This is a genomic window from Chthonobacter albigriseus (assembly GCF_013839445.1).
In the GTDB taxonomy this organism is placed as follows: domain Bacteria; phylum Pseudomonadota; class Alphaproteobacteria; order Rhizobiales; family Pleomorphomonadaceae; genus Chthonobacter; species Chthonobacter albigriseus.
This window is the reverse complement of record NZ_JACDIT010000002.1, coordinates 114915-141591: the sequence shown is the minus strand read 5'-3', so window position 1 is coordinate 141591 and position 26677 is coordinate 114915. Positions and strand designations below refer to the sequence as shown.

The window sequence follows — 26677 nt, the reverse complement described above, 5'->3', positions numbered from 1 at the left end:
CCCGGGGCCCGCCCGCATACCTCATCTTCACGATCATCATGTCAGGAAGGACACGGGGGTCTGGCCGGGTTGCCGCCCGCGTCTTACATGCGCTACCACAGGGACAGACCACTTCGCTGATTTGGGATCCGGCTGGCTCCGGATCAGGCTCGAACACCTAAAGAAGGTGCCCATGATCTCCAAGGATACCGCTTCCCGCTGGAAGGCTCGTCTGGACGATGAGGACGAGAAGGACGAAAAGGCCAAGGACGCTGCTGCCGCCCCGCAGGTCGACAAGTATCTCTTCAAGTCGCGCACCGTCCTGATCACCGGCCCGATCCAGCAGGAACTGGCCCGCGACGTGACCGCGCGCCTGCTCGCCCTCGCCGAGGCCAGCCACACCGATCCGATCACCGTGATCGTCTCCTCGCCCGGCGGCCACGTCGAGAGCGGCGACATGATCCACGACATGATCCGCTTCGTGCCCGCCCCGGTGAACATTCTCGGCACCGGCTGGGTGGCGAGCGCCGGCGCGCTGATCTTCGTGTCGGTGCCCAAGGAGCGTCGCTTCTGCACGCCGAACACCCGCTTCCTGCTTCATCAACCGTCCGGCGGCACCGGCGGCATGGCCACCGACATCGAGATCCAGGCGCGCGAGATCCTCAAGATGCGCGACCGCCTGAACCGGATCTTCTCCAACGCGACCGGCCAGCCCATCGAGCGCATCGAGAAGGACACCGACCGCGACTACTGGATGAGTGCGGAAGAAGCCATCGACTACGGCCTCGCCGGCCACATCGTCTCGTCGGCCAACGAGATCAAGAGCTGAGCACCGGCGCGGGCGCCCTCGAGGGGCGCCCGTTCGCCGCGATCGAACAGGTGGGGGACCTGCCATGATGCGTCTGTCGGTCGGGGGACCGGCGCTTGCCGTCGCCCTGGTGTTGGCAACCGCGGCCGGGGCCGTCGCACCCAGCCCCTACGACATCACCTACACCTTGCGCGCCGACGGCGCCGCGCCGCTCTACGCCGACATGTCGGAGAAGGCCGCCAAGGTCGGCTCGCTGCCGGCCGGCGCGTCCGGCATCGTGCTGCGGTGGTGCCGCAAGGAAATCCCCTTCGGCGCCTGGCAGTTCGGCTCGCGCAAGGAGCAGCTGAAGCTCCTCGACGAGCGCTGGTGCGAGGTGTCCTACGAGGGCAAGGTCGGCAACGTGCCCGGCCGCGTTCTCTCGCCCGAGTGACCGTGCGCGCGGCGGCAGCCGAACGGCCGCCTGCCCGAACCCCATGAAGCCATGTTCTTCGTTCTCTCGAAGCTCGCCTTCCTGGTCCTGCGTCCATCGAACCTGATCATCCTGATGATGATCGCAGGGCTGGCCGCCCCGCGCTTCGGCCGCCGCCGGACCGGGCCGGTGCTGTTCTGGACGGCCTTCGTGGCCCTCGTCGCGCTGGCCTGGACGCCGCTCTCCACCGTGCTGATGGAGCCGCTGGAGAAGCGTTTCCCCATCGTGGAGACCTTGCCCGAGCCCCCGACCGGCATCATCGTCCTCGGCGGGACCGTGGACACCGTCGGCACCGCCAAGTGGCGCGACCAGCCGCAGATGCTGGACGGGGCCGAACGGCTGCTGCTCGTCGCCGGCCTCGCTCGCCGCTACCCGAACGCCAGGATCGTCTTCACCGGCGGATCGGCAGCTGTCCTCATGGACGAGCCTTCGGAGGCCTGGGTGGCGGACAAGGTGTTTGCCGCGATGGGCCTACCGCGCGACCGGCTGATCCTGGAGGACAAGTCGCGCAACACCCGCGAGAACGCCGCGTTCAGCTACGATCTCGTCCAGCCGCAGCCGGGCGAGCGCTGGTTGCTGGTCACCTCCGCCTTCCACATGCCCCGATCCGTCGGCGTCTTCCGCGCCGCGGGCTGGCCGGGGATCACCGCCTATCCCGTGGATTTCCGGACGGTCGGCGCGCTCAAGGTGATGGGCAGGCAGTATGCCAGCGAGGGGCTGTTCATCGCAGATATCGCCGTCCGCGAATGGCTCGGCCTCGCCGCCTACCGCTTCATGGGCTACACGGACGCGCTCTTCCCCGAGCCCTGATCAGTCCTCGTCGTCGTCCTCGTCGCTTCCGTCGAGGAGATCGAGATCGTCGAGGTCATCCGGATCATCGCCGAGATCGTCGTCGCCGCCATCCTCGAACACCGGCGGCTCCTCGCCGGCGGCCAGCTTGCGGAAGCGGTAGAGGCCGCGGATCCGCTTGGGATCCACCGCCTTCTTCTTGCGCACCACCACGATCGCCCCGTCGAGCGCCAGCCGAGACACTTCATCCTTGATCGGCTTCATCAGCCGCCGCCACAACTTCTCGTCCTTGCCGGCGATCGCCACGGCGACCTCCATCGGGTCCACCTTGCCGCCGGTGGCGCTGCGCGCCTCCGCGAGCTCGAGAATCTTCTCGCGGAGCTCCGCGGCCTTGACGCGCTTGGGATCGATCATTCTTGCGGCTCTGTCACTGCGGCGCGGGAATCGGAGAAGAACTGGCGCCGGATCAGCACGATGAACACGAAGCTCGCGCCCGCCACAAGGGGAACCGGCCCCAGGAACCAGCCGAGATAGCCGATCGACATGAAGAAGGCCCGGAGGCCCCGGTTGAAGTGCCGCCCCGCGAGCACGGTCATCGTCGCCGCCCGGTCCACCGCGCGCCGCATCTCCGCCGTTCCCGCCTTGTCGCGCATCGGCACCGCCCCGATCAGGATCGAGGCGTAGTTGAACACCCGGTAGGCCCAGCCGAACTTGAAGAAAGCGTAGGCGTAGATGACGATCAGCCCCAGCACCTTGGCCTCGTAGATGCCTCGGCTGACCGCCACCACGTAGGGCAGTTCCTGGAACACCTCGATCACCCGGTCGGTGGAGTTGAGCAGGGCGAAGCAGCCGCCGATCGCCAGCAACGAGGTGGAGGCGAAGAAGGCCGTGCCGTTCTGCAGGCCCGCCATGATCGACGTGTCGATCATCCGGAGCTCCCGCTCCGCCATCCGCTCGATCCAGTCCCGCCGCGCGCCGTTCATCGAAAAGGTGAGCGAGAACGTCCGGAACGGGCTGAACTCGGTCAGCCAGGACAGGAACAGCCAGACACCGAGGAACCAGCCGACGGCGATGAGATCGAGGGTGGTGAAGCTGCTCAAGGCGCTGCGACTCCGCCGAGGGGTGAGAAATCGACCGTGCGGGCCATCGCCTGGCTTTTCAAGTCCGCAGCGTCATCTTGGCCGGACCGAAAGGTGACCCGGCCCGCCCGGAACAAACCCCGCCCCCTCGGTCTTTCCCTCCCGAACCATCGCTATCGGCGCGCCGCGCCCGCATACCCTTGGAGAATCCACCCATGTTCGGTCGTATCCGCCTTCGCCCTGTCCGGGACCAGGTCATCGTGATCACCGGCGCGTCCAGCGGCATCGGTCTCGTCACCGCCCGCATGGCGGCCCGCCGCGGCGCCGCTCTCGTGCTCGCCGCTCGCAACGGCGAGGCGCTGGCCGCCATCGCCGAAGAACTGCGCATGGACGGGACCCCCGTTGAGTTCATCATGGCGGACGTGAGCAAGGAAGAGGACGTCCACAAGATCGCCGAACTCGCCATCGAGCGCTTCGGCGGCTTCGACACCTGGGTGAACGCCGCCGCCGTCGCCATCTACGGCTTCCTCGACGAGGTCCCGCTCGCCGACCACCGTCAGCTCTTCGAAACCAACTACTGGGGCGTCGTCTATGGCACGCTGGAGGCCGTCCGCCACCTGAAAGACCGAGGCGGCGCGATCATCAACATCGGCAGCGTCCTCTCCGAGATCGCGGTGCCGCTGCAGGGCCCCTACGTCGCCTCCAAGCACGCGCTGAAGGGCTTCACCGACGCGCTGCGCATGGACATCGACGCGGAGGAGTTCCCGATCTCGGTGAGCCTGATCAAGCCCACGTCGATCGATACGCCCTACGTCGACCACGCCCGCAACTATCTGGACCGCGAGCCGAAGACCCCGCCGCCGCGCTACGCGCCCGAGCTTGTCGCCCGCGCGATCCTCTACTGCGCCGAAAACCCGCGCCGCGAGATGTACGTCGGCGGGGCCGGCAAGGCGATGGTCGTCCTGCGCCGCACCTTCCCGATGCTCTTCGACACCGTGCAGTCCACCTTCTGGTCCGGCCAGCAGACGCAGGATCGGCCGAATTCCGGTGCCGACGACGTTCGCGACAACCTCGACGGCCCCAAGCGCGACGGCTCGGAACGCGGCCTCAGCGGCCTCGGTGGGCGCGAACTGTCGCTCTACACGGCCCTGAAGCTCCGCCCCGGCGCCGCCATGCTGATCGCCGCCGTCGCCCTTGGCGCCGGCTACTGCCTCGTCCAGCACTCCCGGACGGGCCGCTGGCCCTGGCAGGAACGTCACCACGGCTGGCGCGGCTGGGTCTCCGACAGCGCGCTCGGTCACTGGGCGGGCAGGGCGGCCGACACCCTGGGTGACTGGACCCACGGCGCGGGACGCGTCGCCAGCGACGCTGGACATCGCCTGAGCGCCCTCGCCACGCCAAGTCGGACCCACCGGTCCTGGTTCGCGCCGCACCGGCCCACCTATGCCGAGCGTAGCCGCGAGGTCGCCCACGAGGCGGGCGTCTATGCCGGTGACACCGCCAGCCGCCTGGGCGGCTATGCCGGGGATGCAGCCTATCGAGTCGGTGGTTACGCGGGGGATGCGGCAAGCCGCGTCGGCGGTTATGCGGGCGCTGCGGCAAGCCGGCTCGGCGACGTCGCCGGGCGCGCCCTGAACCGTGCCGGCGCCTACGGCCGCGACTCGGCGGCCGAAGCGGCGCAAGCTGCGGCGGACGAAGCCGATCGCGCTCGCCGCCATATTCCGTATTGGGCGGGCGGGCGTCCGCGCCGCTGGTACGAATGGTACTGAGATCGGGCCGGCGGCGGGCCTGTCAGCCCGTCGATTCCAGCTCCGCGGCTTCGTAGTCGCCGGAAAGCTCCAGCCACTCTTCCTCGGCCGCGTCGATCGCCCCCTGGGTATCGGCACGGTCCTTGGAGAGCCGGGCGCCCTTGGCTGGGTCGCGGGTGAACAGGGCAGGGTCGGCCAACTGGTCGTCCAGCCCCTTCAGCGTCTTCTTGAGGGCCTCGATGCGGCTCTCCACCGCCTGGATCTTCTTGCGCAGCGGCGCCAGTTGCGCGCGCCGCTCGGCCGCCTGCCGCCGCCGGTCCGCGTTGGTGACCTTGTCGGCCCCGTTGCCGTCGCGCCGCTCCACGGCGGGCCCGGACAGCACGTAGCGGCGGTAGTCGTCCATGTCGCCGTCGAACGGCGTCACCGCGCCGTCGGCCACCAGCCACAGCCGGTCCGCCGTCGCCTCGACGAGATGCCGGTCGTGGCTGATCAGGATCACCGCGCCCTCGAAGGTGTTCAACGCCTCGATCAGGCTCTCGCGGCTGTCGATATCCAGGTGGTTGGTCGGCTCGTCCAGGATGATCAGGTTGGGCGCGTGGAAGGTGGCAAGCCCCAGCAGAAGCCGCGCCTTCTCGCCGCCCGAAAGCTCCCTTGCCGGCGTGTCCATCTTGGACGTCTCCAGCCCCATCCGCGCCACGCGCGAGCGCACCTTGGCCTCCGGCTCGGTCACCATCAGCCGGCGAACGTGCTCCACCGCGCTCTCGTCCGGCCGAAGCTCGTCCAGCTGGTGCTGCGCGAAATAGGCGATCTCCAGCTTGGACGCCTTCGTCACCCGCCCTTCGAACGGCTCCAGCCGCCCGGAGATCAGCTTGGCGAGCGTCGACTTGCCGTTGCCGTTCTTGCCGAGCAGCGCGATGCGGTCGTCGTCGTCGACCCGCAGCGTCAGGTTCTTCAGCACCGGCTTCGCCCGGTCATAGCCGATCGTCACCTTCTCGAAGGCGAGCACCGGCGGCGCGATCCGCGCCTTCGGGTTGGGGAACGTGATCGGCGTCACGTTCTCCTCCACCACCGCCTCGATCGTCTCCATCCGCTCCAGCATCTTGACGCGGCTCTGCGCCTGCCGCGCCTTGGACGCCTTGGCCTTGAACCGGTCGACGAAGGCCTGCAGGTGCTTGCGCCGCGCTTCCGACTTCTCGCGCGCCTTCTCCTGCAGCAGCATCTTCTCCCGCCGCTGCCGGGCGAACGACGAATAGCCACCGCGCCACAGCGTCAGCCGCTGCTGGTCCAGGTGGCAAATGTGGTCGACGGCGGTGTCCAGGAGGTCGCGGTCGTGGCTGATCAGCAGCACCGTGTGCGGATACTTCTGCACGTAGGCCTGCAGCCAGAGCGTCCCTTCCAGATCCAGGTAGTTGGTCGGCTCGTCGAGGAGCAGCAGGTCCGGCTCGGCGAACAGCACGGCGGCGAGCGCCACCCGCATCCGCCAGCCACCGGAGAAGTCCGCGCAAGGCCGCAACTGGTCCGCCGCATCGAAGCCGAGGCCGGCGAGGATGGTCGCCGCCCGCGCTTCCGCGCTGTGGGCGTGGATGTCGGCGAGCCGCACCTGGATCTCCGCGATCCGGTGCGGATCCGTCGCCGTCTCCGCCTCAGCCAGCAACGCCACCCGTTCGGTGTCGGCGGCGAGCACGAAATCGATCAGGCTCTGCGCCGTTCCCGGCGCCTCCTGCGCCACCCGCCCCAGCTTGGCGGCCCGCTTCATCTCGATCGTGCCGCTCTCGGCCGAAAGCTCGCCCGCGATCAGCGAGAACAGCGTCGTCTTGCCCGTCCCGTTCCGCCCGACGAGCCCGACCTTCGCCCCGTCGTGGATCACGACGGAAGCCTTCTCCAGGAGCACGCGCCCCCCGATGCGAAAGGTGAGATCGGAAATCGTCAGCATGGCCCGCGCGTGATGCCGGACCCCGACCGGAAAGGCAAGGGGGAACCCTCAGGCCACGTTGCCCAGGGTTTCCTCGACGATTCTTGGATTGCGGTCGAGCAGGGCAAGCAGCACCCTCGCCGGCCCGTCCGGAACAAGCCGGCCCTGTTCCCAGTCCCTCAGCGTCGCCAGGGAAACCTGCATCTTTGCCGCGAACTGTTCTTCCGTCAGGCCGATCCGAGCGCGGACCGCCCGGACGTCGGCGTCCGCCGGGACGAACGCTGCCAGAGCTCCGACAGCATCCCCGCGCTGATGTGCGATAGCCTGCTCCAGGCCGGCGGTAACGCGGTCGAATAGGCTCCTGTCCTTCATCGTGTCCTCGCTTCGGCCTTTAGCGCGGCGACCAGCCTGGAAAGTGAGGCCGTTTCGGCTGCGGTGAAGTTGGCCCTTTCGGTCTTCTTCAACACCGCCATGAGGTAAACCGGCGAGTTGGGGCCGATGTAGGCAGACAGCACGCGGTAGCCGCCTCGCTTGCCGGTACCGGGGCGCGCAAACCGCGCTTTTCGAAGTCCGCCTGTCCCGCGGATTTCATCACCGAGATCAGGTTCTGCAGCATAGGCAAGGACGATGCGCGTCCGTTCACCGTCATCCATGCCTGTACTTCGACAGTCCGTCAGAAACCAGTCGGTTTCCACGACGACGTGCAGCCCGCCCATTGTCGAAAGACTGCGCCTTCAGACGGAACACGTCAAGAACAGTCACACCGTGAACTGCTGCCCCAGCTCCACCACGCGGTTGGACGGGATGCGGTAGAAGTCGGTGGCGTTGGCGGCCATGCGGGTGAGGGCGATGAACAGGCGGTCCTGCCATATCGGCATGCCCGACTGCGGCGACGCGCGGAACGAGCGGCGGTTGAGGAAGAAGGAGGTCGACATGATGTCGAACTTCAGCCCCAGCTTGCGGCCGAGCCCCAGCGCCTTCGGCACGTTCGGCGTCTCCATGTAGCCGAAGGTCAACGTCACCCGCGTGAAGTCCTCGTTGAGCGGATCGATCTTGATCCGTTCGTTCTCCGGCACGCGCGGCGCGGTGGCCACCTTCACCGTCAGCACCACGTTCTTGCTGTGCAGAACCGTGTTGTGCTTGAGGTTGTGCATCAGCGCGCTCGGTGCGATCTCCGGGTCGGAGGTCAGGAACACGGCCGTGCCGGGCACGCGCACCGGGTGCGACTTCTCCAGCATCTTGCAGAGCTCGATCAGCGGCACACTCTCCCGGTGCGACTTTTCGAACACGATGTTGGTGCCGCGCACCCACGTCCACATGGTGATGGTGATCGTCGCGGCCAGCATCAGTGGCACGTAGCCGCCGTCGAGCACCTTGAGCATGTTCGCGGAAAGGAAGATCAGCTCCAGCGCCAGGAACGGCGCCACCAGCGCGATGGCCACCACCAGCGGCTTCTTCCAGGCCTTCCACACCACGATGAAGGCGAGCAGCGACGTCATCACCATCTCGCCGGTCACCGAGATGCCGTAGGCCGAGGCGAGCGCGGTGGACGACTGGAAGAAGATGACCAGCGTCAGCACGCCTGCCAGCAGCATCCAGTTCACCCGCGGCATGTAGATCTGCCCGGCCTGCGTCTCGGAGGTGTGCCGGCTTTCCAGCCGCGGCAGCAGGCCGAGCTGCACCGCCTGCTGCGTCAGCGAGAACGCCCCGGTGATCACGGCCTGGCTGGCGATCACGGTCGCCACGGTGGCGAGGATCACGTAGGGCAGGCGGGCCCACTCCGGCACCAGCAGGAAGAACGGGTTCTCCATCGCCACCGGATGCGCCAGCACCAGCGCGCCCTGGCCGAGATAGTTGAGCGTCAGTGACGGGAACACCAGGCAGAACCAGGCGAGCCGGATCGGTCGCCGGCCGAAGTGTCCCATGTCCGCGTAGAGCGCCTCCGCGCCCGTCACCGCCAGGAACACCGATCCGAGCACCACCAGCGCCAGGAACCCGTGCTCCACGATGAAGCTGGCCGCCGCAAGCGGGCTCAGCGCCCACAGGATGTCGGGGTCGTCGCCGATGTGGATCAGCCCCGAGACCGCCATGCAGATGAACCAGAAAGCGGTGATCGGCCCGAACAGCGTTGCCACCTTCCCGGTGCCGATGCTCTGCATGGCGAACAGCACGACCAGGATCAGGATGGTCAGCGGCACGACTGCCGTCTCGAAGGCGGGGGTGACGAGCTTGAGGCCTTCGACCGCCGACAGAACCGAGATCGCCGGCGTGATAACGGCGTCGCCATAGAACAGCGACGCGCCGAGCACGCCGATGACGAACACCGCCAGCGTGCGTCCGCCGAGCGCCCCCTTGGCCAGCGCCAGCAGCGACAGCGTTCCGCCTTCGCCGCGGTTGTCCGCGTTCATCACGAACAGCACGTATTTCATCGTGACGACGATGGTCAGCGCCCAGATCAGCAGCGACGCCACGCCGGTCACCTCCGCGCGCGTCAGCCCGTCCGTTGCGGAATGGGCGAGCGCCTCGCGGAAGGCGTAGAGCGGGCTGGTGCCGATATCGCCGTAAACGACGCCCACCGAGCCGAGCGCAAGGCCTGCGACACTGGCCTTGGCATGACCGTGGCCGTTCGCGTCATGCTCGGGAATCTTGTCGGAAGGAGCCTGTTGGGTCGGCCGGGCCTGACCGGCCTCGGCGGCGCTCCCGCTCGGATTGGTGTCGCTCATGTCGAACCATATCAGCGATCGGACGTCGATGGACGTCGGCTCGATCGGCGGGCTGAGCATCTAAGGGATACCGGGGCAGTTCGCAAGTGCAACCGTCCCGTCGTCCCACGTCCCGGTATTCCTGCGCATGCCGCGCCCGCACAAGCCGAACGGGCGGCCGAGACGACTGTTCCGTCGTTCCGGCCGCCCGTTCGAAGGCGTTTTTCGGATGGCTTATCAGATGTTGCCGGACGCCAGCGGCGTCACGGTCACATGCTTGGCGTCGCTCGCGCAGCTGACCTGCAGGCCCTTGCCGTCGGCGGTTTCGAGCAGCGCGTCGGCGCCGCCGGCGACGTTGACGCGAACCCGGGCGCCCTGGGCGGCGACACCGTCATCGGTGACGCGATCCGAGATGATCACCGTCAGCGCGCAGTCCGAGCCCTTGGCGGTGAAGTAGCCGACCGCGTGCTTGGAGCCGACCTCGTAATCGAAACCCTGGCCGGCCTTGTGGACCATGCCGCCGGTGGCCAGCAGGCCCACATCGGTGGCTTCGGCGGTCTGGGCGGCGAAGAAGGCGGCGCCGGCGACAAGAGCGACGGCGGCGACTGCGGGAACGACAAGACGGGTCTTCATGGTCGTGGTCTCCGAATGTGGACGCAGCGCATGTCAGAGGGTTGCGCGCTGCGCCCGACCTGCAGGGCGGTGGGAGGGACCACCGCGATGGGGGCCGGAGCGGCACCTTTGGGAGGGATGGTGCCTGTCTCCGGATGCCGGCGTCGGATCGGGTCTTGGGAGGATGAGCGATCCGGCTCCGGCAGATTTCTTCGCCTCATCCGCTCCAGGCCTGCCCTTGCGGGCTGCACCGTCTGCGTCATCGGCATGAGGTGAACCTACTCCTGTTGCGCTGCACGCGGAAGAGGCGCTTGATCGGCTTAACCGATTGAACTGGGTCTAAACCGTTTAGATCCATCCCAATTGTTTTGAACACCGAACATACTTTTTCTGAATACGGAAACCCCCGTATTCCGGGCTTGTACGAACTGTGCGCCCTGTCGATCCTCGATTCAGTCTTGATAGGCCGTACCTATCAAGCAACGCATTGTGCAACGCAGCAAACCGATCTCCGGCGACTGCGAATCGGATCGACCGACCGCCGATGCCGGTGAGAAGCCTTCGAATCCCGCTGCCGCCCGCCGCGTTGCGGCTCGCCTGAACGGCGCGCCCGTGCTATCCCCCGCCTGAAATCCGTCGCACCCCCCCGGTCCGCCATGTCGCCTCTTCATCTCCTGCTCGTCGCGCTGGGCGGCGCCGCCGGGTCCGTCTGCCGGCACCTGGTCAACATGGCTGCCCTGCGGCTCGCCGGGCCCGACTTCCCGTGGGGCACCTTCGCGGTCAATGTCGCCGGCTCCTTCCTGATGGGCGTGTTCATCGAGCTCCTCGCCTTGAAGCTCGACGGCTCGCAGGCGCTCCGCCTGTTCGTCGCCACCGGCTTCCTCGGCGGCTTCACGACGCTGTCGTCCTTCTCCCTCGACGCGGTCACCCTGTGGGAGCGCGGCGCCATCCTGGCCGCCGGTGCCTACGTGGCCGGATCGATCCTTTTATCTCTCGCGGGCCTGGTTGCGGGTCTTGCGATCGTGAGGACCCTGTCATGACTGAAGAAGCCGCCGGCACCGGGCCGCGCGTCGAGCTGCGGACCGTGGAAAAGGACGAAGCGGGTCTGCGCCTCGACCGCTGGTTTAAGGAGCACTATCCGGGCCTCGGCTTCGGACGCCTGCAGAAGCTGATCCGCTCCGGCCAGGTCCGCGTCGACGGCAAGCGCGTCGACACCGCCGCCCGCGTCGCAGCAGGGCAGGTCGTGCGCGTGCCGCCCCTGCAGTTCGGCGACGCGGCCGAGTCCTCCGCCTCCTTCGTCGACAACGGCGCGCCGATGGCCCGCCCCAAGCAGACCCCCTCGGCGAACGAGGCCGACTACCTGCGTTCGCTGATGCTCTACGAGGACGAGCACTGCTTCGTCTTCAACAAGCCCGCCGGTCTCGCAGTGCAGGGCGGTTCGGGCATGACCCGCCACATCGACGGCATGCTGGAGGTGTTCCGCGACAAGAAGGGCGTCCGTCCGCGCCTCGTCCACCGGCTCGACCGCGAAACCTCCGGCTGCCTGCTGGTCGCCCGCACCCGGCTCGCCGCCGCCACGCTCGCCAAGACGTTCCAGACCCGCTCGGCCCGCAAGATCTACTGGGCCCTCGTCTACGGTCAGCCGCGGCCCGCCCAAGGCCGCATCTCCACGCACCTGAAGCGCGTCGCCAGCCCCGATGGCGACATGATGGTCGTCGCCAAGCACGGCGAGAAGGATGCGCAGCACGCCATCACCTTCTATTCCACCGTGGACCATGCAGGCGGCAAGCTCTCCTGGCTCACCATGAAGCCGACCACCGGCCGCACCCACCAGCTCCGCGTCCACTGCCAGGCGATGGGCCACCCGATCATCGGCGATCCCCGCTACTTCGACATCGAGAACTGGGAGCTTCCGGGAGGCATCCAGAACCGGCTGCATCTGCTGGCGCGCCGCCTGACGATTCCCCACCCCTCCGGCAAGGGCGTCATCGACGTCACCGCGCCGCTGCCGCCGCACATGATGCAGTCCTGGAACCTGCTCGGTTTCGAGGTCAACGATCCCACCGGCGACGACACGGAATTCCCGGAGGATTGAGACAAGATCCCGAAAGGTGCGACCTTAAGTCAGTGCACCTTCGTCGCCATTGCGCCACGAAGCGGACGCGAGAATACTCCGCACCTGACGGCCGCCCTTTCGGGGCACCTTATGACTGCTACCGGCGGATCCGAGAGGGATAACCGCTGGAGGCCGCTGCAGGGACGGAGGAATTTGCCTATGAAGAGCTTGCTTTGGGCGCTGGTCGCGGGCGCCGTGGCCCTGGTGCCGGTCGTCGCGGAGGCCCACGGGCCGACCCGGCAGAAGATCGAGGTCACCCGCGAGATCGACGCCCCCGCCGACAAGGTCTGGGCCGTGGTCAGCAATTTCCAGGACCTGTCGTGGATCCCGGGCGTGAAGAGCGTCGAGGGTAGCGGCAGCGAAGTCGGCGCGACGCGCACCATCACCCTCGAGAACGGCGAGAAGCTGGTCGAGAAGATGGACAAGTTCGACGCCGCCAAGATGATGTTCATGTACCGGGCCGAAGCCGACAACATCAAGTTCCTGCCGGTCACCAACTACTCCTCGCGCATCACCGTCAAGGACGCCGGCGGCAAGTCCACCGTCACCTGGTGGGGCGCCTTCTATCGCGGCTATCCGAACAACGATCCGCCGCCGGAACTCTCCGACGAGGCGGCCGTGAAGGCGGTCACCGACCTCTACAACGCCGGCCTCGACGGCCTGAAGAAGAAGGTCGAGGGCGGCAGCTGATGCTGGCCCGGGGCAGGGCGCTGGTTCTGGCCGGCGCCCTCTGTCTCCTGGCGGCGGCAGGTCCGGCGCGCGCCGACGAGGCCTTCGTCACCAACCAGCAGAGCGACGACGTTTCCGTCGTCGACCTCGAGACAGCGACCGTCGTCGCCACCATCCCGGTCGGCGGCAAGCCTGCCGGCGTCGCGGTCTCGCCGGACGGCTCACGCGCCTATGTCACCAGCCCCGAGGGCAAGGTCGTCACCGTCATCGATGCCGCCGCCCGTACGGTTGTGGCGCGGATCCCCATCGAGGGCGGCCCCGTCGGCATCGTCCTGTCTCCGGACGCCGCGTGGCTCTACGTCGCCGACTGGTTCAACAACGCCATCCTCGTCATCGACACGGCCAGCAACGCCGTGGTCGCCAGCATCCCGGTCGGTCGCGCGCCCGCCGGCATGGCGATCACCCCGGACGGCCGGACGCTCCTCTCCTGCGACCGCGACGACGACCGCCTGTCCGTGGTCGACCTCGCGACCCGCAAGGTCACCGGCACCATCCCGGTCGGAACACATCCCTTCGCCGTGACGATCGCCCCGGACGGCAAGCGCGCCTACGCCGCCAACGTGATGTCCAACGACGTCTCCGTCGTCGACCTCGCCGGACGGCGGGAAATCACCCGCGTCCCCGTCGGCGACACGCCCTACGGCATCGCGCTCGCCGGCACCCGCGCCTTCGTCACCGACCAGCACGCCGACACCGTCACCGTCTTCGACACCGGCACCCTGCAGACGGTCGCCACCATCGACACGCCGTCCTTCCCGGAAGGCATCGAGACCGCCCGTGACGGCCGCAAGGTCTGGGCCGCCGCCTGGGGCGACGATGCCTTCTTCTCCATCGACGTTGAAACCCTCGAAGTCGCCGACGAAGTCGACGTCGGCACCGGCCCGCGAGCCTTCGGCGCCTTCATCCGCCGCACGACCTCCCGTTAGAGCGGGGCGGGCAGTCTTTCCGCCATGGCGCGCGGCGGACACGGGGCGGGGCGCCTACTCGCCACCGCCAGTCTGGCTGGACGGGTGCTTGCGCAGGCACACCTCGGATAACGGCGGTTGCATTGCAGCCCGCTTCCCGGGTGGAACTTAGTCCAGATAGATCCGCTGGCGCGCGCTATCGGCCGCGTCGTTGACCAGAGCCTGCTCGCCGGCAACGGCAAGGCCGGTCGGCGGCATGCCTCTGTAGACCGCTTCATACTTCCCGCCCTGCACGAGATAGGTCTCATGGAACAGACCGACGTCGCCCGACCGTCGCTTCATTTGGAGGTTGAAGGCGGTCCAAGCCGGCCGATGCTTCCTGGTGGAATCGCGCGCGTAGGACTCCAGGTGGTCGAAGCTGCGCCAATACTGGATGAAGGTGAGGAAGCCGACCCGCTCGACATGAAGCAGGCCCGAGTCAGGGCCGATCTGCTGCAGTTCATCGAGCATAGACCGCATCGCCAACATCGGCCTGAGATAGCTGGTTACACGCCAGGGCCGGTTGATCCGCAGACCGATGATGAAGACGACGAAATCACCCTGGACGTGCGCCCGCACGCGGTCAGACACGTTCACCGCCACCTCTGGTCTCTCCTCTGATCGGAAGCATGCGACGCCACGACCGCGAAGTCGGACCTTGTCAAATATACGCGAAAACGTGGTTGATTCCCAACCAAAAAACAACCGATGCGTCGGTGATCCAGTCCCTGTCCTGTTCAAGTCCGGTCGGCGTGGCCATGCCGCCTCACGCGGATCGACGCAGCCTCTCCGGCACCATCCGAACGCTCTTCAGGGCCTCTTCCGCCCCCGACTCCCCGGCCTCGTGATACTCGGCATCCTCGTTGACGCCCCACACATCGTAGATCGGTTCGCCCGCGATGATGTTCTTGGCGGTCAGGATGCCGGTCATCATCGCGTGATCCTGGTTGTTGTACTTGTGCATCCCGTTCCGGCCGACCAGGTGCAGGCTCGGATAGCGCGCCTCCAGGTGGCCGCGGATCGTCTCCACGCTCGCCTTGTAGGTCTCGTCGTAGACGGGATAGGCCTTCTTCTGCCGCACCACGCAGCCGTCCACGCACTCGGCCTCGCTGGCAAGGCCGATCTCGGCGAGTTCCCGCCTGGCGAGCGCCAGGAGGTCCTCGTCGGTGGCGGTCCACAGGCCGTCGCCTTCGAAGCAGAAATATTCCAGCCCCAGGCACGACAGCGACGCGTCGGGCACCATCTCCGGAGACCATGAGCGGAAGTTCTGGATCCGGCCCACCTTCACCTTGGGCTCGTGGATGTAGATCCAGTTGTCAGGGAAGAGGTCCGGCCGGTCCACCACTAGCGCCACGGTGATGAAGTCGCGGTACTTCAGGCGTTCGGCCGCAGCATGCGCCTCCGCCGGCAGATCGAGCATGCCGATCAGCTCGCGGATCGGCGCCGACGAGATCACGTCGTGCGCCGTGTAGCGGGTCTTGGACCCGTCTGCACGCGTTCCTTCAAGCGACCAGAGTCCCCGGCGCGGGTCGTGGGAGAGCCCGGTCAGTGTCGTTCCCATTTCGATGGCGCCGCCCATCTCGCGCACCCGTCGCGCGGCGGCATCCCACATCATGCCCGGACCCTTGCGCGGATATCGGAAGCTCTGGATCAGCGTCTTGATGACCTCGCCGTCCTTCTTCTCCGCCACGGCTTGCGGCCGGATGGAGTTGCGAAGGGCGTTCGCCATCGCGCTCCACAGGTCCAGCCCCTTGATCCGCTGCGCCGCCCAGTCGGCCGAGATGTCGTCGCACGACATGCCCCACACCTTCTCGGTATAGGTCTTGAAGAAGATCGAGAACAGCCGCTCGCCGAACTGGTTGGCTACCCACTGGTGGAAGGTCGCCGGATCGTGGTGCGGGAACACCTGGCTCTTCAGAAACGAAAGAACGCAGTGCACGCTCTCCGCATAGCCGAGATTGTTCAGCGCCTCGAACGCGTTGAGCGGATAGGAGTAGAACCGGTCGTTGTAGTAGATCCGCGACATCCGCGGCCGCTCGATGAAATCGTCCGGCAGCAGTTCGTCCCACAGCGCCACGATCTCCTGCGACTTGGAGAAGAAGCGGTGACCGCCGATGTCGAACAGGAAGCCCTTGTAATCCACCGTCCGGCTGATCCCGCCGACGCGCACGGGGTCTGCTTCGAGGGTGATCGTCGAGACGCCGGCTTTCGCCAACTGGTAGGCCGACGTCAGTCCGGCCGGTCCCGCGCCGATGATCGCCACATCCGCGTGCTCGCGCTTCATGCTTGCTCCCTGCTAACCGGTCTTGCGCGTTTTACCGGCGGCATTAAAGCCTTGAAGCCTCTAAGGAAGGTTGAATCCGGCCGCCGAATTCCGGCTGCCCTGGTCGCTATCGCCGGGCCGGTGCGCGCGCGTGCGCTCTGGCGCGCGGCGCCGATGACCGGTATGCGAGTGCCCAACGCGGCCAGTGGCTGCACCGAAGGGGTTCTCTGACGTGAAGCTCGTGCTTTTCGACTGCGACGGCACCATCGTCGACAGCCAGGTGATGATCGTCGCCGCGATGACGCGCGCCTTTCTGGCCCACGATCTTGCCCCGCCGCCGCGCGACGAGATCCTCTCCATCGTCGGCCTGTCCTTGCCGATCGCGATCGCCCGGTTGCTCGCCGGTCATCCGGACCGCGAGCCGCACGCCCTGGTCGACGCCTACAAGGAAGCCTTCTTCGAACTCCGCCAGAGCCACGACCACCACGAGCCCCTCTTCCCGGGCGCGCGGGAGGTGATCGACGAACTCGGCGCCCGTGACGACCTGCTGCTCGGCATTGTCACCGGCAAGTCGCGCCGCGGCGTCGACGCGATCCTTGCCCTGCACGGCCTCGCCGATCGCTTCCAGGTCATCCGCACCGCGGACGACGCTCCTTCCAAGCCGGATCCGACGATGGTCCTCGACGCGATGGCCGCCCTGGGCGCCGATCCGCGTTTGACGCTCGTGGTCGGCGACACCACCTACGACATCGAGATGGCGATCGCCGCGGGCTGCCGAGGCGTCGGCGTCGCGTGGGGCTATCACCGTCCGGCTCAGTTGGCTGCTGTCGGGGCGGAGGTTGTCCTCAGCCGCTTCACGGACCTGCCAGCCACCGTGGACGCGTTGTTCGCCGAGGAGGCAAAGCCGAATGCGTGACATCTTCGAGGACATCGCGACACCCGGCGCCGAGCAGGATCCGATCCGCCGCGCGCGGGAACTGTCCCGTGGTGAACTCCCCAAGCGATTCTACAAGTCCGCCGCCGTCGCCCCCGAGGCCGGTGGTTTCGCCATCCTGCTCGACGGTCGCCCCGTCCGCACGCCTGCGCGCAATCCTCTCGTCGTCGCCTCCGAACGGGCCGCCGCCGCCATCGCCGCCGAGTGGGAAGGGCAGGGCACCCACATCGATCCCTCCGTCATGCCGCTCACCCGTCTCGCCAACTCGGCGATTGACGGCGTCGCCGCCGATATGGATGCGGTTGCCGCAGACGCCGCCAAGTTCGCCGGGTCCGATCTCCTCCTCTACCGCGCCGACGGTCCCGACCGCCTCGTCGCCCGGCAGACCGCGACCTGGGACCCTGTCGTCGCCTGGGCGGAGAACCGACTTGGCGTCCGTTTCCGGCTCGTTGAGGGCGTGATGCCGGTCGATCAGGACCCGGCCGTGATCCCGGCGGTTCGCGCCCTGATGCCCGACGAGCCCCTCGCTCTCGCCGCTCTCCATTCGATCACCACTCTGATGGGCTCGGTGCTCCTGGCCGTTGCGGCGCTTGAAGGGCGGATCACCGGCGACCAGGCCTGGAATGCCGCCCACCTCGACGAGGACTGGACCATCGAGCTCTGGGGCGACGACGAAGAGGCCTCCGAACGCCGGGCCTACAGGCGCAAGGAGTTCGACGCGGCCGCCTTGGTTCTCGGGATTGCCTGACGATTCCAGGAAATAATCCCTACCGGCCAGTCGCGTGCCAGCCGATTCAACCGCACCGCGGCCATCGGGCGGTACACTTCCCGCTTCCGGCGCCGGTAATTGAAAAAAAGCGGATTTCCGCTACTCTATCTCTCACGAGAACCGCGACGGAACGCGGACCACCGGCGCATCTGCCGGAAGAGAGGGAACACGCATGGACGGCATGGGTCTGGCGCGTCGGCGCCTGTTGGGTGTGTGCGGAGCTGGCCTGCTCTGTGGCGTGGCGGCCGTCCTTCCGGCGTCCGCCGCCGGTACGAAGGCCGTTCCCGCGGAATCGGAGACGAGCTGGCCCGATCTGGCAGCCACCGTGTTCGAGAACCGCCCGATCCGCGACGGTGCCGGCCTGATCGCGCTCGAGGCGCCGGTCAACCACCCCGACGCGGGCGCCATCCCGGTCGTGCTGCGCACCAGCGCCCCGGCCGTCGGTCCGTCCCGCATCAAGACGCTCACCCTGGTCGTTGACGAAAACCCGGCGCCGGTCGTCGCCACCTTCGAGATCGGCGACGAGTCCGTGCTCTCCGCCGTCGAGACCACGATCCGCGTCAACCGCTTCTCCTACGTCCACCTGGTCGCCGAGACCGAAGACGGCCAGCTCTTCGCTGTCGCCCGCTACGTCAAGGGATCGGGCGGCTGTTCGGCCCGCGGTGTCGACCTGCCGGAAGTAGCCAAGAAATCTCTGGGCGAGATGGAGTTCGCCGAGACCGGCGCCCACGAGCGTCCGGGCGGGGGCGTGGAACGCACGGTGACGGTCGGGCTTAAGCACCCGAACTACACCGGCATGCAGATGAACTACATCACGCTGCACTACATCCTGGCCCACTTCATGACCGACATGGTGGTGAGCGAGGGTCAGAAGCCGGTGGTGACGATCAGGTCCGGCATCTCCGTCTCGGAGAACCCGACCTTCAAGTTCACCTACGCCACCCGTGAACCCGGCGAGGATCTCGTGGCAGACGTCACCGACTCCGAAGGCCTCCGTTTCCGCCGCTCCTGGCCGCTCGGCCCGGCTTCCTGAGCGAACGCCGTATCGCAAAACAGAGGTGCAAACGGCGTCCGCCCTTGCTATATCTAAGGAGTGAGGCGGGCAGTTCGCGCCGCCCGCCTCTTTGATCAAATGACGAAAGTTATGCGGAGCGTTATAACCCAGCGCTCCGCATTTTTCGTCAGGCTGACCTCCAGCTTCCATCGCCTTCGCGACATGGCCGGACCTCCTGCTCGAGCGACGAGGCCTTCGCCTGGCCGGGGTGGCCCGTCCTCCCCGGTCGCGCCGCTGGCCCGGCGCGCCTGCTTCCGTCCTTGAGCGGAACAAACCTCGAACGCTCGACGCGCTCTGTCAAATATGACGATCCGCATCCGCGCCTCGTCTCCCCGCGCCGCCGTGTCGCGTCGCTCCGTATCGGCTAATGTCTAAAGTGCGGCGGCTTCGCATCTGCGTTATGCGAAGACGCTTCAGGACCGGAACGGGTCGCGTTGAACAGGCGAGGGGAACGCTGATGAAGGATGTGCTCGGGGAACTCGACCGCCGTCGTGAGGCTGCGCGGGTCGGTGGCGGGCAGCGCCGCATCGAGGCTCAGCACGCCAAGGGCAAGCTGACCGCCCGCGAGCGCATCTCGGTCCTGCTCGACGAGGGCTCCTTCGAAGAGTTCGACATGTTCGTGGAGCATCGCTGCACGGACTTCGGCATGGCCGAGCAGACCATTTCGGGCGACGGCGTCGTCACCGGCTGGGGCACGGTCAACGGCCGCGTGGTTTTCGTCTTCGCCAAGGACTTCACGGTGTTCGGTGGCTCGCTGTCCGAAGCGCACGCCGAGAAGATGGTCAAGATCCAGGACATGGCGCTGAAGAACCGCGCCCCGATCATCGGCCTCTTCGATGCCGGCGGCGCCCGCATCCAGGAAGGCGTCGCGGCGCTCGCCGGCTATGGCGAAGTGTTCAGCCGCAACGTCCGCGCCTCCGGCGTCATCCCGCAGATCTCGCTGATCATGGGCCCCTGCGCCGGCGGCGACGTCTACTCGCCCGCCATGACCGACTTCATCTTCATGGTCCGCGACACCTCCTACATGTACGTCACCGGCCCGGACGTGGTGAAGACGGTCACCAACGAGACCGTCACCCATGAACAGCTCGGCGGCGCGTCGATCCACACCACCAAGTCCTCGATCGCCGACGGCGCCTTCGAGAACGACGTGGAGGCGCTGGTGGAGATGCGCCGGCTGATCGACCTGCTCCCCTCCAACAACGAGGCGGACCTGCCGGAGATCGAGTGCCACCAGGATCCCGACGCGATCGACATGTCGCTCGACACCCTGATCCCGGACAACGCCAACAAGCCCTACGACATGAAGGAGCTGATCCTGAAGACGCTCGACGAGGGCGACTTCTTCGAGATCCAGGCAGCCCACGCCAAGAACATCATCACTGGCTTCGGCCGCGTGGAAGGCCGCACGGTCGGCATCGTCGCCAACCAGCCCATGGTACTTGCCGGCGTGCTCGACAGCGACGCCAGCCGCAAGGCCGCCCGCTTCGTCCGCTTCTGCGACTGCTTCAACATCCCGATCATCACCTTCGTGGACGTCCCGGGCTTCCTTCCCGGCACCGCCCAGGAATACGGCGGGCTGATCAAGCACGGCGCCAAGCTGCTCTTCGCCTACACCCAGGCGACGGTCCCCAAGATCACCGTGATCACCCGCAAGGCCTACGGTGGCGCCTACGACGTGATGGCCTCCAAGCACATCGGCGGCGACATCAACTACGCCTGGCCGACCGCCGAGATTGCCGTGATGGGCGCCAAGGGCGCGGCCGAGATCCTCTACCGCTCGGACCTGTCCGACCCCGAGAAGATCGCCGCCCGTATCAAGGAATACGAGACCCGCTTCGCCAACCCGTTCGTCGCGGCCGAGCGCGGCTACATCGACGAGGTGATCTTCCCGCACTCCACCCGCAAGCGCGTCGCACGCGCGCTCCGGCTCCTGCGCAACAAGCACATGGAGCTGCCCTGGAAGAAGCACGACAACATCCCGCTCTGATCTTGTGAGATCGGAGCAGGTGGACAGCGCCCGGCTATTCGCCGGGCGTTTCCGTTTCAGGTTGTCAGCCGAACTGAAGTTCGATCACCGACCCGTCGGCGAACTCCAGGCGCGGGTTGGAGCCCCGGTAGTTGCGGTAGGTGATCGTCTCGGCCCGCCCGTCGAAGCTCAGCGACAAGTCGTCGCCGATCACCTCCACGCGCAGGCTGTGCGAGGTGAGCGCGCTGCCGAGCTTGATCGTCGAGGCCTGTCCGCCCTCGATCGTGTCGCTGCCGTGCTCAGCGTCGAAGCGGATGTCCACGCCGCCGCCCGTCAGCGTCACGCTGTCGTCGCCCAGCCCGCCGGACACGATGCCGCCGCCGCCCGCGGAGATACTGTCCGCGCCAGCGCCCCCGTAGGCGGTGCTGCCTTCGGCGGTGATCGTGTCGTCGCCGCTGCCCGCCTCGATGGTGCTGCCGTTGAACGCCGTGATCGCGTCGTCCCCGTCGCCGCCGTAGACGACGCTCGCGTCCTCGGCGCTGATCGTGTCGTTGCCCGCTCCGCCCACCACGATGGCATTGGATCCGGCGACGATGCTGTCGTTGCCGTCCTCCGCATCCACCAGGGAATTGTGCCCGACCGAAACGCTGTCGTCGCCCGCGCCGGAGAACACCTCGCTGCCTTCGCCGCCGCTGACGTGCGAGACTCCGGAGCCCGTCCAGGCGCGGAGGTTGTCGTAGGTCTCGTACTTCTGGTTCGCGGCCGTCGACGATCCGAAGATCACGACATTCGGCTCGGGCACCTGCACGAACGTGTCGAACCCGGGCTCGGTCATCTCTTGCAACGTTGCGATCTCGTCGGACTTGTCGACCGAGGCGAACGCGAACATTTGCATCAGGGAAAGCGACTTGTGGACCTCGAACAGCATCCGCGTCGTATCGGAGATCTCGATGGTATCGAAACCCGTGGTGCCGGAGGCGAGTTCGCCATAGGTCGCCCGCGCGCTCGTCAGCAGGCTGGACGCGGTCGCGACCGTGATGTTGGCGTAGAGCGAACTGATCGTCGTCATCGGCGGTTCGGGCTCGAATCGATCCTGTCGAGTATGACGGAGCAAGGTTAAAGGCGGGTGCAGGCATGCGTGAGATGAATTCATGAGCGAAGACTCGCCCGACAAGTCTGCCCCGATCACCCGGCCGGGCACCGAACCGGCCACGCGGTCGGCGCCCCAGGAGATCGCCGCCTTCCTCGACAAGGCAGCCGCACTGCCGGCCGAAGGTGTCCGGCGCGGCCGCCTCGTCTTCGCGCTCGACGCCACGCTGAGCCGCCAGCCCACATGGGACCGTGCCCAGCATCTGCAGGCGGAGATGTTCGAGGAAGCGGCCCGCATCGGAACGCTCAACGTCCAACTGGTCTATTTCCGCGGCTTCGGCGAATGCCGCGCCAGCCGCTTCGTGGCCGACACCCGCAGCCTTGCCCGGCTGATGGCCGGCATCGACTGTCGCGGCGGCCGCACCCAGATCGAGCGCGTCCTGCGCCACGCGCTCGCCACCACGCGGGAGGAGCGGGTCGACGCCCTCGTCTATGTCGGTGACGCGATGGAGGAGCGCGCGGACGACCTCTGCGCAGCCGCTGGCGAACTCGCCATCCACGGCACGCGCCTGTTCCTGTTCCAGGAGGGCGAGGATCCCGCGGTGTCGCGCACCTTCGCCGAGATGGCCCGGCTCTCCGGCGGGGCCCACGTCCGCTTCGATGCCGGCGCGGCCGCCCGCATGGCCGAGCTGTTGCGCGCCGTCGGCGCCTACGCCGCAGGCGGTCTCGACGCGCTGGAGCGGCTCGGCACGACCAATGCCGAGGCCCGAGCGCTGCTGTCGCAGTTGAAATGATGGCCGCGCCGCTCGACGCGGTCACCGGGCGTGCTAAAACGGATAAGGAGGAGGCGCGACCGGCTTCGGGTTGCCGGGCTGCGTTCATGCACACATGAACTGGTTGATCATCGCCCTGGTCGGTCTGGGAGCCGCCGCGTTGGCGCTTCGCTGGTTCGTCAACACGAACCCCGGAGCGGTTCTGCGCAGCGGGCGGCTGCTCGCGCTCCTGATCGTCGCGTTGCTCTGCCTGGCACTCGCCGCGACCGGGCGTGTGGCGGCGGCGATCCTGCTCGGTCTCGTGGCGCTGACGCTGAACGCCCACGGCATGTTCGGCCGAAGCGCCTCCAAGCCGGCCAAGCCTGCCGGGGCGAAGGGCAGGCGATCCATGGTCCGCTCCGCGGCGCTGGAGATGGAACTCGACCACGCCACCGGCAAGATGACCGGCCGGGTCCTCGCCGGCACCTACGAAGGCCGCGACCTCGACAGCCTCGGCATGTCCTCGCTCGGGCGCCTCGCGTCCGAGATCTCCGGCGACGCGGAGAGCCGCGCCTTACTTGAAGCTTATCTCGACCGCCGGATGCCCCGTTGGCGTGAGCACATGAAGGCCGACGCTGCAGCGGGGCATCGTGGCCCGGCGAACGCGGGCGCCATGAGCGAAGAGGAAGCGTACCAGATCCTTGGGCTTGAGAAGGGCGCCCGAGAGCCCGAGATCCGCGCCGCCCACCGCCGGCTGATGAAGAAGGTTCATCCCGACCACGGCGGCTCCACCTTCCTGGCGGCCCGTATCAACGAGGCGAAGGACCGACTTCTCTCCAAACATCGCTAGCCCCCGAGACAACAAACAAGAACGGGACGGTGGGTGGTGAATGCGCCGGGGCTGTCCGTCACAGCCTCAGCGTGAAGCAGGCGAAGTCTTTTCTCTTCAGCGCCGCGCAGGCCTTCTGGGCCGCCTTTTCGCTGTCGAACCCGGCGAAGCGGGCCCGCACGTAGGTCTGGCCGCCCTTGGTGAAGGACTCCGTCAGCGGGTCCGCGCCGGCCAGCGCCTTGCCGCCCTTGTCGCGCGCCTTGTCGATCAGCGCCTTGGCCGCCGACTTGCTGTCCACCGCGCCGATCTGGATCACCCAGCCGCTGGCCGAACGGGCAGGCGCTTCCTCGGCGGCCACAGCGACCTTCTCCGCCTTGGGCGCCTTCTTCGGCGCTGCCGTCTTCAGCGGCGCCGGTTCGAGGACCGGCTCGATCGAGGCGACTTCCATCTCGGCCTCGCCGATGTGGTCCTCGATCATCGCGCCCAGCGCATCGTGGCTGTCGCCCCGGTCGCCCTGTTCCATCGCGGCGACGTCGGCGAAAGCCTCCGCCGCGGACGAGGGCAGGGTGGCGGTTGCCATGGTGACCGGTCCCCTCGGAATCGGCGGCTCGGCAACCTCGGCGATCTCCTCGTCGGCCACGTCGGCGGGGTCGACGTCCGGCACCGCGCCGGCCATCAGGATGGCTGGGCGTTCGGCGGGCTTCGGATGATTGGCGAGCGCCGTCGGCACCGGATGCGGCGTCGAAGCGGCGACCGGCGGCACGGAGCGGATCTCCGCCACCAGATCGGCATCGTAGCCCTTCGCCCGCGAAGCCATCGGCAGGTACTTGTTGATCAGCTGCACCATGTGGGCGTCGCGCTTGCGCGCGGTCTGCCCGCCCATCACCACGGCGACGATCTTGCGTCCATCGCGCTTCACCGACGAAACGAGGTTGAAGCCGGAGGCGTTGATATAGCCGGTCTTGATGCCGTCGACGCCTTCCACCCGCCCGAGCAGGTTGTTGTGGTTGCCATGGGTGCGGCCGCGATAGACGAAGGAGCGCGTCTGGAAGAAGGTGTAGTACTTGGGAAAGCGCACCTGCAGCGCCACGCCCAGCTTCATCATGTCCCGGGCGGTCGTGTACTGGCCGCCGTCCGGCAGGCCGTTCGGGTTGCGGAACCGCGTGTTGGACATGCCGAGCGCGCGCGCCGTGCGCGTCATGCGTTCGGCGAAGGCCGGCACCGAGCCCGAGACGTTCTCCGCGATCACCACCGAGGCGTCGTTCGCCGACTTGGTGACGAGCGCCTTGATCGCGTCCTCAACGGAGATCGTGCTGCCGGCGCGCAGGCCCAGTTTCGACGGCGCCTGACGCGCGGCGTTCTGCGAAACCTCCAGCGCCGTGCCGAGACGGAAGCGGCCGCGCTCCAGGTCCTCGAACAGGACGTAGAGGGTCATCATCTTGGTCAGCGACGCCGGATAGCGGCGTGCATCGGGGCTCGACTGGTAGAGCACCTTGCCGGACGCCGTATCGACCACGATCGCGGCGTACTTCGGATTGGCTTCACTGATCCTGGGTGTTGCCGCCACCATCGTGGCGGCCAGGATCGCCGCTGCCAGACCACGAGCCACGGCACGAGCCCGCGACCCAAACTCGAAACGCATACCGAACACGTGCTCGTCCCCGCTGAATGGGCCAGACCTTCGGCGATGGGATGTCATCGCCGCCGGTGAGGCGTCCTCTCGAGTGCAACCACGGCTTCGCCAAGCCCGTCGTCCGGTTGAGCCGCACCCTCGCAATCCGTTCCCTTCTGGGCGAACGTGAGGCGCGGACGGCGCTTATGCACAACCTTCGGGCCGCCAAAACCTTTGCCCACCACCGCTCCTCGGTGACGGGCTTCAACTCCGGTGACCTTGCTCCGAACGCGGTTACGAATTGGTAAAATGCGATCGACTTGTTGCGCTGCAGACAAAAAGAGATCGTTCACTACGTCTTTCGTTGTGCAGCGCACAAAAAATGTTGACTGGGATTTTTGCGATGCATATAGTCACGAGCAATCCCGGACGGGCGGAGATCCACAATTACCGCTCTGGAGTGGGTCGCGGGGAAACGGACTCAAACGTGAGGATGCGCAAAATGGCTGCCGGATACGAAGACATGCAGAAGCTCGTGAAGGACAACCTCGACACCGCCGTCAAGTCGGCTGGCGTCGTCTCCAAAGGCTTCCAGGCGATCGCCGCCGAGGCTACCGACTACTCCAAGAAGTCGGTCGAGGACTCCACCAAGTACTTCGAGAAGCTGCTCGGCGCGAAGTCGCTCGACGCGGTCATCGAAGTCCAGACCGAGTTCATGAAGAAGTCCTACGAGGACGCCGTCGGCCAGGCGACCAAGTTCACCGAGCTCTACATGGACATCGCCAAGGAATGGGCGAAGCCCTACGAGGGCCTGACCGCCAAGTTCACCAAGTGAGCCGCCCGCGCTCCGTACGGAGCGCATGAGGCGATCACACGAGTGTGATGGGGACCCGGTGCCATGCGCCGGGTCCCTTTCTTTTTCGCGCTCCGCCGCACGTTGCCGCGGCTTGCGTGAACATCCCCGCTTCACAAATCGTCTCGGACGTGTTCGACTCCCCATCCAAGGGAGGGCAGGGGGTAACCTGTTTTCCTGCGGCTGGCGCACCTATATTGGGCTGGTGGCCGATCGTTCAGGCGGTCGCAACCAGCCTGCGAAGGGCGCTCCGGATATGTGCGGCGAACCGTTTTCCGCGGTTCGGCGCCCTGCGGGATGGAAAGACAGGCTCCGCGAACGAGATGAGCAACGACAAGCGCCGGAACGAGAGTGACGACAACGACAGCGGAACCGGCGTCGTGACGAAAACGCGGCCGAAGACCAAGCGGCCGAGCTTGTACCGCGTTCTCATTCTCAACGACGACTACACACCCATGGAGTTCGTCGTGCATGTCATCGAGCGCTTCTTCAACAAGAACCGTGAGGAAGCGACCAGGATCATGCTCCACGTGCACCACCACGGCGTCGGGGAATGCGGCGTCTACACCTACGAGGTGGCCGAGACCAAGGTCACCCAGGTGATGGATTTCGCCCGCCGTCATCAGCACCCTCTGCAGTGCGTCATGGAAAAGAAGTGAGGTACGC

Annotated in this window: 27 protein-coding genes; 16 read left to right on the top strand and 11 right to left on the bottom strand. The window is 67.0% G+C overall.

Annotation, left to right across the window (positions count from 1 at the left end; genetic code table 11):
- The first annotated feature begins 172 nt into the window (after window positions 1-172).
- From HZ321_RS08790 to HZ321_RS08780, 3 genes are all read left to right on the top strand, one after another.
- The gene (locus tag HZ321_RS08790) at window positions 173-808 is read left to right on the top strand and encodes an ATP-dependent Clp protease proteolytic subunit (protein WP_181701921.1); all 636 of its coding nucleotides are present in this window, start codon (window positions 173-175) and stop codon (window positions 806-808) included.
- Window positions 809-872: 64 nt separating this feature from the next.
- Window positions 873-1217 (top strand): hypothetical protein, encoded by a 345-nt coding sequence (locus HZ321_RS08785; protein ID WP_181701920.1) that lies wholly within the window; start codon window positions 873-875, stop codon window positions 1215-1217.
- Between the two features lie 51 nt (window positions 1218-1268).
- Entirely contained in the window at window positions 1269-2066 is a 798-nt protein-coding gene (locus HZ321_RS08780) for a YdcF family protein (RefSeq protein WP_181701919.1), read from the top strand.
- On the opposite strand, the gene HZ321_RS08775 is transcribed toward HZ321_RS08780, so the two are convergent.
- Together HZ321_RS08775 and HZ321_RS08770 are read right to left on the bottom strand one after the other, a co-directional pair.
- The gene (locus HZ321_RS08775) at window positions 2067-2459 is read right to left on the bottom strand and encodes a DUF3253 domain-containing protein (RefSeq protein ID WP_181701918.1); all 393 of its coding nucleotides are present in this window, start codon (window positions 2457-2459) and stop codon (window positions 2067-2069) included.
- Window positions 2456-3145: a DUF599 domain-containing protein gene (locus tag HZ321_RS08770; protein WP_181701917.1), complete on the bottom strand. Its 690-nt coding sequence runs from the start codon at window positions 3143-3145 to the stop codon at window positions 2456-2458. Before HZ321_RS08770 ends, HZ321_RS08775 begins: the two co-directional genes overlap by 4 nt.
- 194 nt (window positions 3146-3339) lie before the next feature.
- On the opposite strand from HZ321_RS08770, the gene HZ321_RS08765 reads away from it, so the two are divergent.
- The gene (locus HZ321_RS08765; RefSeq protein WP_181701916.1) at window positions 3340-4893 is read left to right on the top strand and encodes an SDR family oxidoreductase; all 1554 of its coding nucleotides are present in this window, start codon (window positions 3340-3342) and stop codon (window positions 4891-4893) included.
- A gap of 22 nt (window positions 4894-4915) precedes the next feature.
- Here HZ321_RS08765 and HZ321_RS08760 read toward each other — a convergent pair whose 3' ends face one another.
- The 5 genes from HZ321_RS08760 to HZ321_RS08740 form a co-directional block, all read right to left on the bottom strand.
- Window positions 4916-6805: an ABC-F family ATP-binding cassette domain-containing protein gene (locus tag HZ321_RS08760; protein ID WP_181701915.1), complete on the bottom strand. Its 1890-nt coding sequence runs from the start codon at window positions 6803-6805 to the stop codon at window positions 4916-4918.
- Window positions 6806-6853: 48 nt separating this feature from the next.
- Window positions 6854-7156, bottom strand: a complete 303-nt coding sequence (locus tag HZ321_RS08755) for a helix-turn-helix domain-containing protein (protein ID WP_181701914.1) — start codon at window positions 7154-7156, stop codon at window positions 6854-6856.
- Window positions 7153-7437, bottom strand: coding sequence for a type II toxin-antitoxin system RelE/ParE family toxin (locus HZ321_RS08750; protein WP_181701913.1), 285 nt, complete (start codon window positions 7435-7437; stop codon window positions 7153-7155). The genes HZ321_RS08755 and HZ321_RS08750 overlap by 4 nt, the downstream gene beginning before the upstream one ends.
- Window positions 7438-7542: 105 nt before the next feature.
- Window positions 7543-9507, bottom strand: a complete 1965-nt coding sequence (locus HZ321_RS08745; RefSeq protein WP_181702185.1) for a potassium transporter Kup — start codon at window positions 9505-9507, stop codon at window positions 7543-7545.
- A 216-nt stretch (window positions 9508-9723) separates the two neighbouring features.
- Complete coding sequence (locus tag HZ321_RS08740; protein ID WP_181701912.1) at window positions 9724-10119, bottom strand: hypothetical protein; 396 nt, start codon at window positions 10117-10119, stop codon at window positions 9724-9726.
- 635 nt (window positions 10120-10754) lie between these two features.
- On the opposite strand from HZ321_RS08740, the gene crcB reads away from it, so the two are divergent.
- From crcB to HZ321_RS08720, 4 genes are all read left to right on the top strand, one after another.
- Window positions 10755-11138, top strand: coding sequence for a fluoride efflux transporter CrcB (gene crcB / locus HZ321_RS08735; protein WP_181701911.1), 384 nt, complete (start codon window positions 10755-10757; stop codon window positions 11136-11138).
- Complete coding sequence (locus HZ321_RS08730) at window positions 11135-12193, top strand: RluA family pseudouridine synthase (RefSeq protein ID WP_181701910.1); 1059 nt, start codon at window positions 11135-11137, stop codon at window positions 12191-12193. Before crcB ends, HZ321_RS08730 begins: the two co-directional genes overlap by 4 nt.
- Window positions 12194-12373: 180 nt before the next feature.
- A complete protein-coding gene (locus HZ321_RS08725) occupies window positions 12374-12904 on the top strand; it encodes an SRPBCC family protein (protein ID WP_181701909.1) in 531 nt (176 codons plus the stop codon).
- Complete coding sequence (locus HZ321_RS08720; RefSeq protein ID WP_181701908.1) at window positions 12904-13869, top strand: YVTN family beta-propeller repeat protein; 966 nt, start codon at window positions 12904-12906, stop codon at window positions 13867-13869. Before HZ321_RS08725 ends, HZ321_RS08720 begins: the two co-directional genes overlap by 1 nt.
- A 147-nt stretch (window positions 13870-14016) precedes the next feature.
- Here HZ321_RS08720 and HZ321_RS08715 read toward each other — a convergent pair whose 3' ends face one another.
- Both HZ321_RS08715 and HZ321_RS08710 read right to left on the bottom strand, forming a co-directional pair.
- Window positions 14017-14490 carry a monooxygenase family protein gene (locus tag HZ321_RS08715; RefSeq protein WP_181701907.1) on the bottom strand — a complete coding sequence of 158 codons (474 nt, stop codon included), beginning with the start codon at window positions 14488-14490 and terminating at the stop codon, window positions 14017-14019.
- Between the two features lie 163 nt (window positions 14491-14653).
- Window positions 14654-16171, bottom strand: a complete 1518-nt coding sequence (locus HZ321_RS08710) for an NAD(P)/FAD-dependent oxidoreductase (protein ID WP_181701906.1) — start codon at window positions 16169-16171, stop codon at window positions 14654-14656.
- 211 nt (window positions 16172-16382) lie between these two features.
- On the opposite strand from HZ321_RS08710, the gene HZ321_RS08705 reads away from it, so the two are divergent.
- The 4 genes from HZ321_RS08705 (at window position 16383) to HZ321_RS08690 (ending at window position 20897) form a co-directional block, all read left to right on the top strand.
- On the top strand, window positions 16383-17066 hold the full coding sequence (locus HZ321_RS08705; RefSeq protein WP_181701905.1) for an HAD-IA family hydrolase: 684 nt from the start codon (window positions 16383-16385) through the stop codon (window positions 17064-17066).
- Window positions 17059-17832: an ATP12 family chaperone protein gene (locus HZ321_RS08700; RefSeq protein WP_181701904.1), complete on the top strand. Its 774-nt coding sequence runs from the start codon at window positions 17059-17061 to the stop codon at window positions 17830-17832. Before HZ321_RS08705 ends, HZ321_RS08700 begins: the two co-directional genes overlap by 8 nt.
- A gap of 193 nt (window positions 17833-18025) precedes the next feature.
- On the top strand, window positions 18026-18886 hold the full coding sequence (locus tag HZ321_RS08695) for a quinoprotein dehydrogenase-associated SoxYZ-like carrier (protein ID WP_181701903.1): 861 nt from the start codon (window positions 18026-18028) through the stop codon (window positions 18884-18886).
- Between the two features lie 478 nt (window positions 18887-19364).
- The gene (locus HZ321_RS08690) at window positions 19365-20897 is read left to right on the top strand and encodes an acyl-CoA carboxylase subunit beta (protein ID WP_181701902.1); all 1533 of its coding nucleotides are present in this window, start codon (window positions 19365-19367) and stop codon (window positions 20895-20897) included.
- Window positions 20898-20961: 64 nt separating this feature from the next.
- On the opposite strand, the gene HZ321_RS08685 is transcribed toward HZ321_RS08690, so the two are convergent.
- A complete protein-coding gene (locus tag HZ321_RS08685; protein ID WP_181701901.1) occupies window positions 20962-21945 on the bottom strand; it encodes a hypothetical protein in 984 nt (327 codons plus the stop codon).
- Between the two features lie 82 nt (window positions 21946-22027).
- Here HZ321_RS08685 and HZ321_RS08680 point away from each other — a divergent pair, with 82 nt between their 5' ends.
- Together HZ321_RS08680 and HZ321_RS08675 are read left to right on the top strand one after the other, a co-directional pair.
- Window positions 22028-22759, top strand: coding sequence for a vWA domain-containing protein (locus HZ321_RS08680; protein WP_181701900.1), 732 nt, complete (start codon window positions 22028-22030; stop codon window positions 22757-22759).
- Between the two features lie 94 nt (window positions 22760-22853).
- Complete coding sequence (locus HZ321_RS08675; protein WP_181701899.1) at window positions 22854-23567, top strand: DnaJ domain-containing protein; 714 nt, start codon at window positions 22854-22856, stop codon at window positions 23565-23567.
- Window positions 23568-23625: 58 nt separating this feature from the next.
- Here the strand turns inward: HZ321_RS08675 and HZ321_RS08670 are convergent, their stop codons facing one another.
- Complete coding sequence (locus HZ321_RS08670; RefSeq protein WP_181701898.1) at window positions 23626-25188, bottom strand: SPOR domain-containing protein; 1563 nt, start codon at window positions 25186-25188, stop codon at window positions 23626-23628.
- 472 nt (window positions 25189-25660) lie between these two features.
- Here HZ321_RS08670 and HZ321_RS08665 point away from each other — a divergent pair, with 472 nt between their 5' ends.
- Complete coding sequence (locus tag HZ321_RS08665) at window positions 25661-25993, top strand: phasin family protein (protein WP_181701897.1); 333 nt, start codon at window positions 25661-25663, stop codon at window positions 25991-25993.
- A 341-nt stretch (window positions 25994-26334) separates the two neighbouring features.
- Window positions 26335-26670, top strand: coding sequence for an ATP-dependent Clp protease adapter ClpS (clpS, locus tag HZ321_RS08660; protein ID WP_181701896.1), 336 nt, complete (start codon window positions 26335-26337; stop codon window positions 26668-26670).
- Window positions 26671-26677 lie beyond the last annotated feature (7 nt).

Coding starts and splice junctions, on each gene's coding strand:
- HZ321_RS08790 (WP_181701921.1), top strand. CDS start 173: ATGATCTCCAAGGATACCGCTTCCCGCTGGAAGGCTCGTCTGGACGAT.
- HZ321_RS08785 (WP_181701920.1), top strand. CDS start 873: ATGATGCGTCTGTCGGTCGGGGGACCGGCGCTTGCCGTCGCCCTGGTG.
- HZ321_RS08780 (WP_181701919.1), top strand. CDS start 1,269: ATGTTCTTCGTTCTCTCGAAGCTCGCCTTCCTGGTCCTGCGTCCATCG.
- HZ321_RS08775 (WP_181701918.1), bottom strand. CDS start 2,459: ATGATCGATCCCAAGCGCGTCAAGGCCGCGGAGCTCCGCGAGAAGATT.
- HZ321_RS08765 (WP_181701916.1), top strand. CDS start 3,340: ATGTTCGGTCGTATCCGCCTTCGCCCTGTCCGGGACCAGGTCATCGTG.
- HZ321_RS08760 (WP_181701915.1), bottom strand. CDS start 6,805: ATGCTGACGATTTCCGATCTCACCTTTCGCATCGGGGGGCGCGTGCTC.
- HZ321_RS08755 (WP_181701914.1), bottom strand. CDS start 7,156: ATGAAGGACAGGAGCCTATTCGACCGCGTTACCGCCGGCCTGGAGCAG.
- HZ321_RS08750 (WP_181701913.1), bottom strand. CDS start 7,437: ATGGATGACGGTGAACGGACGCGCATCGTCCTTGCCTATGCTGCAGAA.
- HZ321_RS08745 (WP_181702185.1), bottom strand. CDS start 9,507: ATGAGCGACACCAATCCGAGCGGGAGCGCCGCCGAGGCCGGTCAGGCC.
- HZ321_RS08740 (WP_181701912.1), bottom strand. CDS start 10,119: ATGAAGACCCGTCTTGTCGTTCCCGCAGTCGCCGCCGTCGCTCTTGTC.
- crcB (WP_181701911.1), top strand. CDS start 10,755: ATGTCGCCTCTTCATCTCCTGCTCGTCGCGCTGGGCGGCGCCGCCGGG.
- HZ321_RS08730 (WP_181701910.1), top strand. CDS start 11,135: ATGACTGAAGAAGCCGCCGGCACCGGGCCGCGCGTCGAGCTGCGGACC.
- HZ321_RS08725 (WP_181701909.1), top strand. CDS start 12,374: ATGAAGAGCTTGCTTTGGGCGCTGGTCGCGGGCGCCGTGGCCCTGGTG.
- HZ321_RS08720 (WP_181701908.1), top strand. CDS start 12,904: ATGCTGGCCCGGGGCAGGGCGCTGGTTCTGGCCGGCGCCCTCTGTCTC.
- HZ321_RS08710 (WP_181701906.1), bottom strand. CDS start 16,171: ATGAAGCGCGAGCACGCGGATGTGGCGATCATCGGCGCGGGACCGGCC.
- HZ321_RS08700 (WP_181701904.1), top strand. CDS start 17,059: ATGCGTGACATCTTCGAGGACATCGCGACACCCGGCGCCGAGCAGGAT.
- HZ321_RS08695 (WP_181701903.1), top strand. CDS start 18,026: ATGGACGGCATGGGTCTGGCGCGTCGGCGCCTGTTGGGTGTGTGCGGA.
- HZ321_RS08690 (WP_181701902.1), top strand. CDS start 19,365: ATGAAGGATGTGCTCGGGGAACTCGACCGCCGTCGTGAGGCTGCGCGG.
- HZ321_RS08685 (WP_181701901.1), bottom strand. CDS start 21,945: ATGACGACGATCAGTTCGCTCTACGCCAACATCACGGTCGCGACCGCG.
- HZ321_RS08680 (WP_181701900.1), top strand. CDS start 22,028: ATGAGCGAAGACTCGCCCGACAAGTCTGCCCCGATCACCCGGCCGGGC.
- HZ321_RS08675 (WP_181701899.1), top strand. CDS start 22,854: ATGAACTGGTTGATCATCGCCCTGGTCGGTCTGGGAGCCGCCGCGTTG.
- HZ321_RS08670 (WP_181701898.1), bottom strand. CDS start 25,188: ATGCGTTTCGAGTTTGGGTCGCGGGCTCGTGCCGTGGCTCGTGGTCTG.
- HZ321_RS08665 (WP_181701897.1), top strand. CDS start 25,661: ATGGCTGCCGGATACGAAGACATGCAGAAGCTCGTGAAGGACAACCTC.
- clpS (WP_181701896.1), top strand. CDS start 26,335: ATGAGCAACGACAAGCGCCGGAACGAGAGTGACGACAACGACAGCGGA.